Below are 14,160 nucleotides of genomic sequence, written 5' to 3'. Positions count from 1 at the left end.
GCGCCCGGGCCCACCCGCACCGCCTCCACGACTTCCCAGGGAGCCAAGAACCATGAGCACCCCCACCGCCGCGACCGCCATCCGCTGGGAGCGCGGCGACGACGGCATCGTGACCCTCGTGCTGGACGACCCCGCCCAGTCCGCCAACACCATGAACGCCGCGTTCATCGCCTCCCTCACCGCGGTCGCCGACCGCCTGGAGGCCGAGCGGGACTCGATCCGCGGCGTCGTCATCACCTCCGCCAAGAAGACCTTCTTCGCGGGCGGCGACCTCAAGGACATGATCAAGATCGGGCCGGGCGACGCCCAGCGGGCGTACGACACCAGCATGGAGGTCAAGCGCGGCCTGCGCCGCATCGAGACCCTCGGCAGGCCCGTGGTCGCCGCGATCAACGGCGCCGCCCTCGGCGGCGGCTTCGAGATCGCCCTGGCCTGCCACCACCGCGTCGCCCTCGACGCCCCCGGCTCCAAGATCGGCTGTCCCGAGGTCACCCTGGGCCTGCTGCCGGCCGGCGGCGGCGTCGCCCGTACGGTCAGGCTCCTCGGCGTCGCCGACGCGCTGCTGACGGTCCTGCTCGAGGGCCGGCAGTACGCCCCGCGGCGGGCGCTGGAGGCGGGCCTGGTGCACGAGGTCGCGGACTCCCCGGAGGACATGCTGGCCAAGGCCCGTGCCTTCATCGACGCGCACCCCGAATCCCAGCAGCCCTGGGACGTCAAGGGCTACAAGATCCCCGGCGGCACCCCCGCGCACCCGAAATTCGCCGCCGAACTGCCCGCCTACCCCGCCAACCTCAGGAAGCAGCTGGGCGGCGCCCCCTACCCGGCGCCCCGCAACATCCTGGCCGCCGCCGTCGAGGGGGCCCAGGTCGACTTCGAGACCGCGCAGATCATCGAGGCCCGCTACTTCGTGGACCTGGTCACCGGCCAGACCGCCAAGAACATGATCCAGGCGTTCTTCTTCGATCTACAGGCGGTCAACTCCGGCGCCAGCCGGCCCGACGGCATCGCGCCGCGCCAGGTCCGCAAGGTGGGCGTCCTGGGCGCCGGGATGATGGGCGCGGGCATCGCCTACTCCTGCGCCAAGGCCGGTATCGACGTCGTCCTGAAGGACGTCTCGGCCGAGGCCGCCGCCAAGGGCAAGGCCTATTCCGAGGGGCTCCTCGCCAAGGCCCTCGCCAAGGGCCGTACGACCGAGGCCCAGCGGGACGAGCTGCTCGCCCGCATCACCCCCACCGCCGACCCCGGCGATCTCGCCGGCTGTGACGCGGTGATCGAGGCGGTCTTCGAGGACCCGGCGCTCAAGCACAAGGTCTTCCAGGAGATCGAGGGCATCGTCGCCCCCGACGCGGTGCTCTGCTCCAACACCTCCACCCTCCCCATCACCCTGCTCGCGGAGGGCGTCCAGCGCCCCGGCGACTTCATCGGGCTGCACTTCTTCTCGCCCGTCGACAAGATGCCGCTGGTGGAGATCATCAAGGGCGAGCGGACCGGCGACGAGGCCCTGGCCCGCGCCTTCGACCTGGTGCGGCAGATCCGCAAGACCCCGATCGTGGTCAACGACTCGCGCGGCTTCTTCACCTCGCGCGTCATCAGCCAGTTCATGAACGAGGGCGTGGCGCTGGTGGGAGAGGGCGTCGAGCCCGCGTCCGTCGAGCAGGCCGCCGCCCAGGCCGGCTACCCCGCCAAGGTGCTGGCGCTGATGGACGAGCTGACCCTGACCCTGCCGCGCAAGATCCGCGAGGAGACGCGGCGGGCCGTGGAGGAGGCGGGCGGCACCTGGCGGCCCCACCCCGCCGACGCGGTCATCGACCGGATGGTCGACGAGTTCGGGCGCCCGGGCCGCTCCGGGGGCGCCGGGTTCTACGCGTACGACGAGGCGACCGGCCGTCGGGCGGGGCTGTGGCCCGGCCTGCGCGAGCACTTCACCAAGCCGGACGTCGCCGTGCCGTTCGAGGACATGAAGGAGCGGATGCTCTTCTCCGAGGCGCTCGACACGGTCCGGCTCCTGGAGGAGGGCGTGCTGGCCTCCGTCGCCGACGCGAACATCGGCTCCATCCTCGGCATCGGCTTCCCCGGCTGGACCGGCGGTGTGCTCCAGTACATCAACGGCTACGAGGGCGGGCTGACCGGCTTCGTGGCGCGCGCCCGCGAGCTCCAGACCCGGTACGGCGACCGCTTCGCGCCCCCGGAGCTGCTGCTGGACAAGGCGTCGAAGGGCGAGACGTTCACGGACTGACAGGGGCCTCCGGGTCCTCCTGCCCGTACCAGCCGCGCAGCTCGCTCTTCATCGACCGCTGGAAGGCGATCACCAGCGCCTGCACCACCAGCGGCTGCATATGTGCCGACAGCGACTTCTTGGCCCTGACCCGTTCGGGCCCGGACGGGCCGGACCCGCCCTCGTGGTCCGGCCCCCACACCTCGTCGCGGAAGAGCCTGCTCAGCTCGCGCGCCGCGGACCGGGTGTGTTCCAGGACGACCGTATGGGCCGCCAGGATGGTCTCCAGCGCGATCGGCACCTCCAGCAGCCGCATGCCCAGGTGCAGCACGCCGGGGTCGATGCGCAGAACGTCCGGGTCCTCGGTGCGCTCCAGCACGTTCAGCGCGGCCAGCCGGTCGATGTCCTCCTCCGACAGCGGTCGCCCGGCCCGCCGCGCCAGCTGCTCCCGCGTCGCCTCCTCCGGCGCGTCGGGCGCCCAGGAGGCCACCAGCGCGCGGTGGATGGCCAGGTCGTCCGCGCTGAGGCCGGGCGGCAGCTGCCGCAGATAGCGCTCGATGGCGGACAGGGTCATGCCGTGGCGCTGGAGCTCCTCGATCAGGGCGAGACGGGAGAGGTGTTCGGGGCCGTAGTGGCCGACGCGGCGCGGGCCGATCACCGGCGGCGGCAGCAGCCCGCGGGTGCCGTAGAAGCGCACCGTGCGGACCGTCACCCCGGCGCGGGCCGCCAACTCGTCGACGGTGAGCGCCGGTTCCTCGGTGTCGGTGATGGCCGTGTCGGTGGTCGCCATGCGCCGTGCCTCGCTCTCCGCTCTGCCGCACGATCGGCTCATCGGTCGGGTGTTCCAGTATTGCTGTCTCACCATCGGTGTGAAGCCCTCCCTCTGTCGACCCCCGTTCCCCGCCCCTGTTGACGCCGCAGGAGTCACTGCATAGCGTGCGGTGCTGTTCAACTGTGTTGGTTTTCTTCCGAATCTGTGAAGTGGGGTCGGAGTGAGCACTGGGCACAGCAAACACAACAGACGCGGCTTCAGAAGGCTGCTCGGCGCGGTGCTGGCGATGGCCACGGCCGCGGGGCTGAGCCTCACCGCGGCGGACACGGCCCTGGGCAGGGCGGCGGACGCGGGCAAGTTCCCGGCCGATGTGCACACCTACCTCGAGGACCCGGAGATGACCGGCGAGGGGCAGGAGCCGCCGCACACCCTGCTGCGGCCGGACGGTCCGGACCGCGAGAAGTGGGAGCGCAGCCTGGACGGCACCTGGCGGTTCGCGATCGCGGACCGGCCCGAGGACGCGCCGCAGGGCTTCTGGAAGCAGGACTACAGCGCGTCCGCCACCGCCTGGAAGCGCGTCCAGGTCCCGCACACCTGGCAGACCGACGACCTCGACCACCCGCTCTTCCGGAACGTCCAGAGCGAGATGGTCCCCGACGCCCCGCCGAAGGTCCCCCGCGACGTCAACCCCACCGGGGCGTACCTCCGGGACATCCAGGTGCCGGCGAGCTGGGACGGCCGCCGTCAGGTGATCCGGTTCGACGGGGTGACCTCGGGCTGGTTCCTGTGGATCAACGGCCGGTACGTCGGCTACGACCAGGGCGGCTATGTGCCCGCCGAGTTCGACGTGACCGACTATCTGCGCCCGGGCACCAACCGCGTGGCCGTCCAGGTGCACCGCTGGAGCGCCGGTTCGTACCTCGAGGACTACGACCAGTGGCGGTACGCGGGCATCTTCCGCTCCGTCACGCTGTACTCCACGCCCAGGACCCGCATGGAGGACGCGTACCTCACCACCGACCTCGACGACGACTACCGCGACGCCACCCTGCGGGCCGAGGTCGACATCGCGCGCGCCGAGAACCCCGGGAATGGCGGCCCGCACCGGGTCACCGGCGTCCTCTACGACCCCAAGGGCCGCGAGGTGCGGCGGCTGACCGCCGAGGAGAGCGACGGCAGGGCCGAGCTGACCGCGCGCGTCAGCGACCCCGCCAAGTGGTCGGACGAGGCGCCGAACCTCTACCGGCTGGAGCTGACCCTGCGCGACCCGGCCGGGAAGGCGGTGCAGACCGTCGGCCAGAAGGTCGGATTCCGCGAGGTCGAGGTCAAGGACAAGCAGCTCAAGCTGAACGGCAAGCGCATCCTGATCCGCGGCGTCAACCGGGCCGAGACCGACCCGGCCACCGGGCGGCACGCCACCCGCGCCCGCATGGAGCAGGACATCCGGCTGATGAAGCGGCTGAACGTCAACGCGATCCGCACCTCCCACTACCCCTCGGACCCCTACCTCTACGAGCTCGCCGACCGTGAGGGCATCCTCATCGACGACGAGATGGAGGTGGAGACCCACAGCCACGAGAACTGCCCCAACAACTGCCTGGCCGAGAAGCCCGAGTGGCAGAAGGCGTTCCTCGACCGCCACCAGGGCATGGTCGAGCGCGACAAGAACCACCCCAGCGTCATCATGTGGGACACCGGCAACGAGGCCGGGCTCGGCAAGGCGCACTACACCATGGCGGAGTGGACCCGGCGGCAGGAGCCCACCCGGCCGCTCTACCACCAGTCCAACCGGCCGGACGGCGACGCGCCGTTCGCCGACATCGCCGGACCCCGCTATCCGACCCCGGCCTCCCTGGAGAGCAAGGCCAAGACGTTCACCAAGCCCATCGTGATGGGCGAGTACGCCCACGCCATGGGCAACAGCCTGGGCAACTTCCGGGAGTTCTGGGAGGTCATGCGCGCCTACCCGAACGCCCAGGGCGGCTTCATCTGGGACTGGGCCGAGCAGAACATCCGCCGCCCGCTGATCACCACCCCCGACTCCTCCGGCAACCGCATCGCCGCGAGCCTGTCCGGCCGGCCCGAGGTCGTCCCGGGCAAGCGGGGCAAGGCGCTCCGGCTGTCCGGCCTGGACGACTTCGTGGAGGTCTACCGCGACCCGAAGCTCGACCTCACCGGCACCTCCGTCACCCTCGACGCCCAGGTCGAGCCCGCCGACACCTGGACCGGCGACTTCACGATCGTGAGCAAGGGGGACCAGTACGTCCTGCGGATGAAGGACGCGAACACCCTCGAGTTCACCCTCACCAGTGAGGGCAAACCGCGCACCGTCACCGCCCCCGTCCCCGACGGCTGGACCGGCGCCTGGCACCGCGTCACCGGCACCTACGACGGCAGCAGGCTGACCCTCTACGTGGACGGCGAGCCCCTCGCCGACACCCCCTGGACCGGCCGCATCGACTACACCGGCTTCGACCTCGGCGTCGGCCGCAACACCGACACCATGGAGGACGGCTACGCCGGACGGACCGCCAAGGGCACCGTCGACCAGGTCCGCGTCTACGGGACGGCGCTCACCGCCGGGCAGCTCGCCGCGGACGAGGACCCCAAGGGCGAGGCGCTGATCGCCCTGGACTTCGACGACTTCACCCGCAAGGGCAGCTACCTCTCCTACGGCCTGTACGAGTCCGGCGTGGACGGACTGGTCACCGCCGACCGCGACCCGGAGCCCGAGACCGCCCAGCTCGCCTGGGTCCAGGCGCCCATCCGGATCACCGCCCCCTCCGGCACCGATCCCCGCTCCGGCCAGGTGAAGGTCACCAGCGAGCGCGCCTTCACCGGCACCTCCGACCTCAGGCTGCGCTGGACGGTCACCCAGGGCGCGAAGACCGTGGCGAGCGGGGCCCGCGCGCTGGACGTCGGCCCCGGCGAGAGCGCCGACGTCCAGCTGCCCGCCCCGCCCGCCAACCCCGGCGGCTACGAGCGGTATCTCACCGTCCAGGCCGTCACCGCGCGGGACACCGACTGGGCGAAGGCCGGGCACGTCGTGTCGTTCGGCCAGTTCGCGGTCGGCGGCGACAAGGTGCCGGAGCCGGCCGCGCCCGCCACCGCCGCCCGCCCGGCCACCGCCGACGACCGCGGCGAGAGCGTCGAGGTGACCGGCGAGGGCTTCCGCTACACCTTCGGCAAGAAGGACGGCACCCTCACCTCCATGCGCGTCGGCGGCCGCGAGCTGCTGCGCTCCGGCCCCGAACTGGACGCCTGGCGCGCCCCGATCAGCAACGAGCGCTCCGACTGGGGCACCGCCGAGGGCAAGCGGTGGCGGGCCCTCGGGCTCGACCGGCTGCGCACCACCGTGGACGGGGTGGACGTGACCCCCGCGGAGGACGGCACGGTCACCGTGACCGTCCGCTCCACCGCCGCCGCGCCCGATGTGACCGGGGCGTCCTTCGAGCAGACCGTCGACTACCGGGTCGACGGCGCGGGCCAGGTCGGCGTCCGGCACCGGGTCGAGGCGCGCGGTGAGTTCCGCACGCTGTCGTATCTGCCGCGCATCGGCCTGAAACTGCGGGTGCCCGAGCGGTACGACACCTTCCGGTGGTACGGCCGCGGGCCCGTGGAGAACGTCAACGACCGCAAGGACGGAACCCCCATGGGCGTGTGGTCCAGCCCGGTCGAGGACCAGTACGTCGAATACCTCAAGCCCCAGGACCACGGCAACCACGACGATGTGCGCTGGGCCTCGCTCACCGACGGCGGCGGCCGCGGGCTGCTGGTCTCCGGCGACCTGGAGGCCGGAGCCACCGCGTACGACGAGCTCGACCGCGCCGCCTACCCGCACTTCCTCAAGCGCAACCCGGGCTGGAACACCCTGCACGCCGACCACGCGGTCACCGGAGTGGGCGACACCCCGAACCCGGTCCGCGAGCAATACCGGGTCAAGGCCGACCAACCGTACGACTACACCCTGACCCTGCGCCCGCTCACCGGCAAGGAGGACATCTCGAACGAATGAGCGTCTTGTGCCTCCGTCCGTTCGACTGTTTTGTAGACAACAGCGCGAAAGACCCGGCGCCGGGGGGACGGGGGAGTGCCATGCGCCGCCAGTGGGCGGGGGAGTCCGAGCGGGACCGGGCCGTGGAGGCCTATGCCGAAGCGCGGCTGAGACGCGAGAGTGACGGAGGGCGCGGGTCCGGCCTCGGCCGGGCCCGCGCCCCCGGCCCGCAGTTCGACGCCACCCTGCTGCTCGGCCCGCGCGGCAGCGGCAAGACCACCCTCCTGCGCCACCTGGAGCGGTGGGCCCAGCGCGCGCCCGTCGCCCGCCTCGACCTGGCCGACCTCGGCCAGAAGGGCGGCAAGCCCATCGACGCGCTGACCGGTCTGGTCTTCCGGCTCAACGCGCGGAAGGCGGACTTCCCCCGGCTGACCTTCCCCTCGTTCGGCCTCCTGGTCATGGCCGTGGCCGCCCAGGTGGACGGGATCGACCGGGACACCGCCGTGCGCGACATGGCGGACGCGCTGGCCGGCCCGGACAGCCGCCGCCTGGAGGTGCTGGGCCGGCTGGCGGACGCGGTGGCCGGGATGGCCGGCGCGCCCGGGCTGGCCGGCGCCGCCCTGCCGCTGCTGCCCGAGTGGCAGCGCGGCTGGGGCCGGCTGCGCACCCGCCTGCGGCTCCGGCGGATCCGCAGCACCGCGCCGCAGCAGCCGTACGACACCTTCCTGATCGAGCTCAACCGGCGCTACGGCGCCGGTGAGGACGAGGAGCGCAAGCGGGCCGAGGCGGTGCTCTTCGCGGCGTTCCTGGACGACCTGCGCCGCGCCTACGGGACCCGGAGCGGCGACCGTCGGCGCACCTCGCGCTGTCTGGTGCTGCTCGACAATGTCGACTCCCCTCTCGGCAGCGACTTCCTCGAACTCCTCCTGGAGGCGCGCCGGGAGGCCGACGCCCCGGACCCGCTGGTCGTCATGGCCGCCGCGGGCAGCTATCCGCGGGTCTTCGAGGACCACGCCTGGGGCGGGGCGCCGCAGCCCGGCGCCTACCCGGGCCGCTGGGAAGGCGAGGAGTTCCGGCCGGCCCAGGTCGCCAGGGGCCTGTGCGTCGGACAGCTGCGCGATCTGCGCCGGCTGGAGGTGGAACGCCAGGCGAAGGAGGTGCTGAGCGCGGCCGGGCGCGACTTACGGGCCCCGAGGGCCGACAGCGGCGTCAAATGGCTCGGCTGGGCGGTCTACGAGCTGACGCGGGGCCAGCCCGCCGCCACCGCCGCGGTGCTGGAGGCGCTGCTCGGCCGCGGCGACACCATGGACTGGGAGGAGCGGCTGCGGCGCGTCCTCGACCCGTCCGACGCGCTGGTCGACGGCCTGCTGGACCGGCTGCTGCCGATCGACGCGAGCAGGGAGCTGGTCCGGGCGCTCACCCGCGCCGCCGCCTCCGTCGACCTCGCCCACGCGGGCGTGGCCGGACAGCTGTGGGGCGAGGCCAACGCGGCGGCGCAGAAGGAGTTCGACGACTTCTGCGCGGACGTGCTCTGCACGATGCACATCGACACCGGCGACCGGGCAGCCGACGGGCGGACCGAGACCCTGCACCCGTTGCTGCGGCTGTTGCTGCTGCGCAAGCTGGCCGCGTCGGCCCCTGCCGCGCCCGGCGAATCCGGCGCCGACGGCTGGGAGGCGACCCACACCGCGCTGCGCGCCCGCGCCGAGGAGGCGGACAAGCCCGGCCTGGCCGCGTATCACGCCCTCGCCCTGGGCGATCTGCCCGCCGCGGCCGCCTATCTGAACGAGCGCTTCGGCCGGATCGCCGCCGAGGACTGGTGCGCCGAGCTGTGCCGGCTGCGCCGGGCACCGCTGCGCCCGGTGGGCCCCGACGCCCCCCACCGCCAGCCCTGGGAGCGCTACGAGGCGCTGGTCGAATTCCTCAACGAGGGCGAGGTCGAGAGCCGGCTGCGGACCGTCACCCGCCTGCTGGCGGCCAGCTGGATCGGCCCCGAGCCACCGCCCTCGCCCGCCACCGACCGGGTCGGGGACCCCTATCGCGACCCCCTCGGCGATCTGTACGCCGAGCTCTACGGCGAGATCGCCGCCCGCTTCAGGACGCTCACCACCCACACCGAGAGCGTGAGCTGGGACCGGACGCTGCTGGCGAAGGCGGCGCAGTACGAGGGGAAACCGTGGTGAGCGACAGGGTGTACGTGCCACCGAGACCCCCGTCCCGGCGGGGCCTGTGGGCCGCGGTGACGCTGGCCGTCGTCGCCTGCCTCGTCCTGGCGGGCGTGTGGTGGCTCGGGGACGACGGGCCCGAGCGCTGCGCCGAGGGGGTCTGGAAGCGGGGGCCGGGGCAGGAGTGCGTCGGGGTGACCGACGGCTCGTATGTCTTCAGCCCCGAGCTCAAGAAGGTCAGCGAGAAGATCCGCGCCGAGAACCGCAGGGTGGAGAAGTCGGGCGACCCCTGGGTCGCGGTCGCCTACACCGAGCCCATGACGCGCAGTGAGGGCGGCCCCCGCGCGAACGACCGCGGACCGGAGGTGGTCAGGCAGGCCATCGAGGGCGCGTATCTGGCGCAGCGCGAACTCAACGACCCCGACAGCGGCCACGGCCGCACCCCGCAGATCAAGCTGCTGCTCGCCAACAGCGGGCAGGGCGGCGAGCAGTGGAAACCGCTGGTGGAGCAGCTGACCACGATGTCCGGGGACGAGCGGCTGGTGGGGGTCGCGGGCTTCGGACAGAGCCTGGAGACCACGAAATCCGCCGTGGACGCCCTGCGCGAGGCGGAGATCCCGATGGTCGGCGCGACGGTCGCGGCCGACCGGCTGTCCGCCGAGAAGCCGGTGTTCTTCCGGGTGTCCTCGCCCAACCGGGACCAGACCGCCATCGCCGCCAAGTATCTGAAGGGCCGCCAGGACGCAGATCCGCGGTTCCGGGTCGAGGTCGTGAAGGACATCAAGCACGACGACTCGTACAACGAGTCCCTCGACCAGGACTTCGACCGGGCGCGGCGCGCCCACGGGCTGAAGCTGGAGACCGCGGAGGGACAGTCCTTTGTCTCCGGCAGCTCCTCGACCGCCACCGCCCTCGCCGCGATCGCCGACACCGTCTGCCGTCCGGAGCGTCCGGTCAAGGCCGTCTACTTCGCCGGGCGCGGACGGGAGCTCAAGCTCTTCCTCCAGGCCCTCACGGCGCCCGGCCGCAGCTGCGAGCTCACCGTGGTCTCCGGCTCCAGCGCGGTCGGCGTCTTCTTCGACCCCCAGGCGAAGGGCTCGCTCGCCGTCGCCGGTGACGTCCTCACCCGGTGGAAGCACAGCGGCATCAAGGTCCTCTACACCGCCTACGCCCACCCCGACGCCACGGCCAGGATCTACCCCCGCGACGGCAACCCCTTCCGCGCCTTCCGGGACGCCTACCACGACGCCCGCTTCGGCGGCGACCAGGAGCTTCAGAACGGCCAGGCGATGATGGGCCACGACGCGGTGCTCTGCCTGGGCAAGGCGAGCCGGCTGGCCGCGGGCCCGCAGGGCGAGGCCGCGGTGGACGCGGCCGGGGTGCGCAACATGCTGCTCCAGGTCGGCAAGCGCTCCGAGCTGCCCGGCCTCAGCGGCCGGATCGCCTTCGACGAGCGGGGGAACCCGAAGCGCAAACCGATGGCCCTGGTGGAACTGAGCCCCGCCGAGAGCGGCCACTACGTGTACCGCGGCACGGTCTCGCCATAGCCGCCCCGGGGGCGGCCGCCCTCGACGGGGAGGGTCAGCGGGCCGGGTGCCCGTGGACCGTGTCCGTCGCGTGGATGGCGCGCCAGGACTTCGGCCGTGCCGCGGTCGCCTTCGCGCCGACGCCGGTGGCCCGTGCGGCCGGCGCCGCCGGCTTGGACGCGGTGAACAGCCAGGTGTCGAAGACGGCCCCGAGCGGCCGGCCGGAGACCTTCTCGGCGTAGGCCTCGAAGTCCCGCACCGACCCGTTCCCGTAGCGCCGCTCCGTGGGCCACCCCTTGAGGATCGCGAAGAAGTCCTCGTCGCCGACCTCGTTCCGCAGCGCCTGGAGCGCGATCGCCCCCCGGTCGTACACCGCCGCGTGGAACTGGTTCTGCGGCCCCGGATCCCCCGGCTTCACCGTCCAGAACGAGTCCTCGGCCGGATGCTGTGCGTACACATAGTCCGCGAGCTCCTGCGCCGTGCCGTCGCCCTCCTTCTCCGACCACAGCCACTGCGCGTAGCGCGCGAAGCCCTCGTTGACCCAGATGTCGCGCCAGTCCTTCACCGAGACGCTGTCGCCGTACCACTGGTGGGCGAGCTCATGGACCACCACCGAGACGTTCGAGCCGTTCGCAAATTGGCGGGGGCTGTAGAACGGGCGGGTCTGGGTCTCCAGCGCGTACCCCGTCGGCACATTGGGCACATAGCCGCCGAGCGCGTCGAAGGGATAGGGGCCGAAGACCCCGCTGAGCCAGCCCGCGACCTCGGCCGTCCGTTCGACGCTCGCGCGCGCCGCGCCCGCGTTGTCCCCCAGGTCCTTGCTGTACGCGTTGACGACCGGCAGGCCGCTCGCCGTGGTGTCGGTGGTGAGGTCGAACCGGCCGACCGCGAGCGTGGCGAGATAGGTGGCCTGTGGCCTGCTGGAGCGCCAGGCGTAGCGCGTCCAGCCCAGCCGGGAACTCGTGGATTGCAGCGTGCCGTTGCTGATCGCCTGTGACCCGTCGGGCACCGCGACCGACACGTCGTAGGTGGCCTTGTCGAGCGGGTGGTCATTGCTCGGGAACCACCACCACGCCGCCTCCGGCTCGTTCGCCGCGACCCCGCCGTCCGGGGTGCGCAGCCAGGCCGTAAACCCGTTCACCCGCACCTTGGAGGGCGTGCCGCGGTAGCGCACGACCACGGTGAAGGGGCGGCCGGAGTCGAGCGGGGCGGCCGGGGTGATCTCCAGCTCGTGGTCGCCCGTCGCCGCGAACTCCGCCTTTCTGCCGCCCACCAGCACCTCGCTCACCTCCAGCGCGAAGTCGAGGTTGAAGCGGGACAGGTCCTGGGTGGCGGTGGCCAGGACGGTCGCGGTGCCCTCCAGACGGTCGGTGGCCGGCCGGTACTTCAGCCGGAGGTCGTAGTGGGAGACGTCGTACCCGCCGTTGCCGTAGCTGGGGTAGTACGAGTCCCCGATACCGGGCGCGCCCGGGGTGGCGTCGGCCGCCGAGGCCGGGACCGCCAGCAGCAGGCAGGCGGCGGCCGCGCTCGGGACGGTGAGTCTGTGACGCAAGGGTCCTCCAACGCGTCGGGGAGAACGATCACTGAGACATTGGGTACTCGCCGTGACCCCCTCCTGTCCATCACCCCGGCGACACACGATCGACATCCGGCCGACGTCAGCGACCGCTGCCGCTTGCGAGCCGCTTGCGAATGCCCTCTTCTGCACAGGAGTTGACTCGCGCTACGGTCCGCCCGTGCTGCTACGAATGCGGAAGCCCCGCCTCCATCGGACCGCGCTCAGGCCGCCCGTGGCCGCCGCCCTGGCGGCTCTCACCGTGGCGCTCATACCGTCCCTCGGCACATCTCCCGCCCAGGCCGCCGAGCGGGAGAGCAGACCGGTCTACTCATACGACAAGGCAATTCGCGAATCCGTATGGGTGGACACCGGCCTTGACGGCGACTCGGACGGGAAGACCGACCGGGTCGCCGTCGATATCGTGCGGCCCGGCGAGCCCGCCGCGGAGGGCCGCCGAATCCCCGTGATCATGGACGCCAGCCCGTACTACTCCTGCTGCGGACGCGGCAACGTAACGCGACGAGACGCCTGGTCCGGTGCGTAAGTCAGGACTCGGATTCTGACGCAGCGACACAAGCCCAATGATAGTGTAGTCGCATGACCACGGAACGTGCATGCGGGAAGCGGCAGTTCGGGCATCGCGCCCGGCTGGCGCTGACACCTGCACAGGTCCAGCTCATGGACGGTCAGGCGCACGCGGCCCGAACCTTGTGGAACCTGCTGCACGACTGGTGGACGATGCTGCCCAGGGACACGCGTTCCCTCGCGGCGGCGGACGCGGCGATCCGCCAGGCCCGCAAGGAGATCAACTGGCTCGCCGTACTCCCCGCCCAGGCCGCCCAAGCCGTGCTCAAGACGTACTTCCAGGCATGGAAGAATTGCTGGGAAGGGCGCGCGGGTGCCCCGGAGTTCAAAGCCCGCTTCCGCACGGTGCTGTCCGTGGACATCCCCCAGGGCCGGGACCTGTGCATCACCCGGGTGCACCGCCGCTGGGGCATGGTCAACATCCCCAAGATCGGCCGGGTCCGGTTCCGCTGGACCAAAGACCTGCCCGTGGGAAAGCACGCCAACACCGAGAACCGGATCACCGGGGCCCGGCTGGTCAAGGACGCGCTCGGCTGGCACATGGCCTTCCGCGTCCAGACCCTCGAACCCGCACCCGAACCGCACACCGGCCCCGAAGTCGGCATCGACGTGGGCGTCACCGTGCCGCTCGCCCTCTCGGACGGCACGACATACGACCACCACGCATGGCTGACCGGGACGGAACAGGCCAAGCTGGGCCGGCTGGAGCGGCGGGCCGCGCACCGCAAGGGCTTCCGCAAGCGGGGAGAGCGCACCTCCCACCGCCTGCGGGCCACCTATGACCAGATCGCAGAACTCCGCGCGAGAGCCAAGCGCAGACACCTGGACTGGCAGCACAAGGCCACCACCGCCATCGCCGCGAAGTACAGCGTGGTCGTGGTGGAAGACCTGAACATCACGAACATGGTCAAGAGCGCCAAGGGCACCGTGGAGCGGCCGGGAAAGAGCGTCGCCCAGAAGTCCGGCCTCAACCGCGCCATCAGCCAGGAGGCGTGGGGCCGCACGGCCAGACTGCTGACATACAAGACCGCCCGCCATGGCGGCACCCTGCACAAGGTCCCCGCCCCCGGCACTTCCCAGCACTGCTCGATGTGTGGGTTCACCACTCCGGGCAGCCGGGAGTCCCAGGCCGTGTTCGTGTGCAAGAACCCCGACTGCGGCTGGGTGGGCAACGCCGACCACAACGGAGCCCGGAATGTCTTGCATCTGTATCGGATGGGCCTCGCGCTCGTCCCGGCTGCCGGGAGGGCAGTCGTCAGGCGCGCACGCCGCGTCAAGCCCGCCACCGCAAGGTAGGCAGGAATCTTCCGGATTCATCCGGGAGAGCACTTCAAGACAACTACTT

At 71.9% G+C, this 14,160-nt stretch carries 7 protein-coding genes and 1 pseudogene; 6 read left to right on the top strand and 2 right to left on the bottom strand.

Features of this window, described 5'->3' with window-relative positions:
• Nucleotides 1–52 precede the first annotated feature (52 nt).
• On the top strand, nt 53–2,236 hold the full coding sequence (locus tag ABTY62_RS12155; protein WP_352129318.1) for a 3-hydroxyacyl-CoA dehydrogenase NAD-binding domain-containing protein: 2,184 nt from the start codon (nt 53–55) through the stop codon (nt 2,234–2,236).
• On the opposite strand, the gene ABTY62_RS12150 is transcribed toward ABTY62_RS12155, so the two are convergent.
• Nucleotides 2,226–3,005, bottom strand: coding sequence for a MerR family transcriptional regulator (locus ABTY62_RS12150; protein WP_352129317.1), 780 nt, complete (start codon nt 3,003–3,005; stop codon nt 2,226–2,228). The genes ABTY62_RS12155 and ABTY62_RS12150 overlap by 11 nt on opposite strands.
• 202 nt (nt 3,006–3,207) lie before the next feature.
• Here ABTY62_RS12150 and ABTY62_RS12145 point away from each other — a divergent pair, with 202 nt between their 5' ends.
• The 3 genes from ABTY62_RS12145 to ABTY62_RS12135 all read left to right on the top strand — a co-directional run bounded on the left by ABTY62_RS12145 (nt 3,208) and on the right by ABTY62_RS12135 (nt 10,693).
• Nucleotides 3,208–7,002, top strand: coding sequence for a glycoside hydrolase family 2 TIM barrel-domain containing protein (locus tag ABTY62_RS12145; RefSeq protein ID WP_352129316.1), 3,795 nt, complete (start codon nt 3,208–3,210; stop codon nt 7,000–7,002).
• Nucleotides 7,003–7,082: 80 nt separating this feature from the next.
• Nucleotides 7,083–9,164, top strand: coding sequence for a P-loop NTPase family protein (locus ABTY62_RS12140; RefSeq protein ID WP_352129315.1), 2,082 nt, complete (start codon nt 7,083–7,085; stop codon nt 9,162–9,164).
• Nucleotides 9,161–10,693 (top strand): type 1 periplasmic-binding domain-containing protein, encoded by a 1,533-nt coding sequence (locus ABTY62_RS12135; protein ID WP_352129314.1) that lies wholly within the window; start codon nt 9,161–9,163, stop codon nt 10,691–10,693. Before ABTY62_RS12140 ends, ABTY62_RS12135 begins: the two co-directional genes overlap by 4 nt.
• A gap of 34 nt (nt 10,694–10,727) precedes the next feature.
• Here ABTY62_RS12135 and ABTY62_RS12130 read toward each other — a convergent pair whose 3' ends face one another.
• Nucleotides 10,728–12,224, bottom strand: a complete 1,497-nt coding sequence (locus ABTY62_RS12130) for a M1 family metallopeptidase (protein ID WP_352129313.1) — start codon at nt 12,222–12,224, stop codon at nt 10,728–10,730.
• A gap of 196 nt (nt 12,225–12,420) precedes the next feature.
• Here ABTY62_RS12130 and ABTY62_RS12125 point away from each other — a divergent pair.
• Nucleotides 12,421–12,762, top strand: a pseudogene (locus ABTY62_RS12125) (Xaa-Pro dipeptidyl-peptidase); the annotation flags it as partial.
• Nucleotides 12,763–12,827: 65 nt separating this feature from the next.
• A complete protein-coding gene (locus ABTY62_RS12120; protein WP_352129312.1) occupies nt 12,828–14,111 on the top strand; it encodes an RNA-guided endonuclease InsQ/TnpB family protein in 1,284 nt (427 codons plus the stop codon).
• Nucleotides 14,112–14,160 lie beyond the last annotated feature (49 nt).

Origin of the sequence: Streptomyces sp. NPDC097640 (assembly GCF_040302705.1) — a bacterium.
Lineage (GTDB): Bacteria > Actinomycetota > Actinomycetes > Streptomycetales > Streptomycetaceae > Streptomyces.
Note: the sequence above shows the minus strand (reverse complement) of the source record. Positions and strands in the feature narration are given on the sequence as shown.

Bases quoted from the DNA above. Each gene is read 5' to 3' on its own strand.
- ABTY62_RS12155 (WP_352129318.1), top strand. From the start codon at position 53: ATGAGCACCCCCACCGCCGCGACCGCCATCCGCTGGGAGCGCGGCGAC.
- ABTY62_RS12150 (WP_352129317.1), bottom strand. From the start codon at position 3,005: ATGGCGACCACCGACACGGCCATCACCGACACCGAGGAACCGGCGCTC.
- ABTY62_RS12140 (WP_352129315.1), top strand. From the start codon at position 7,083: ATGCGCCGCCAGTGGGCGGGGGAGTCCGAGCGGGACCGGGCCGTGGAG.
- ABTY62_RS12120 (WP_352129312.1), top strand. From the start codon at position 12,828: ATGACCACGGAACGTGCATGCGGGAAGCGGCAGTTCGGGCATCGCGCC.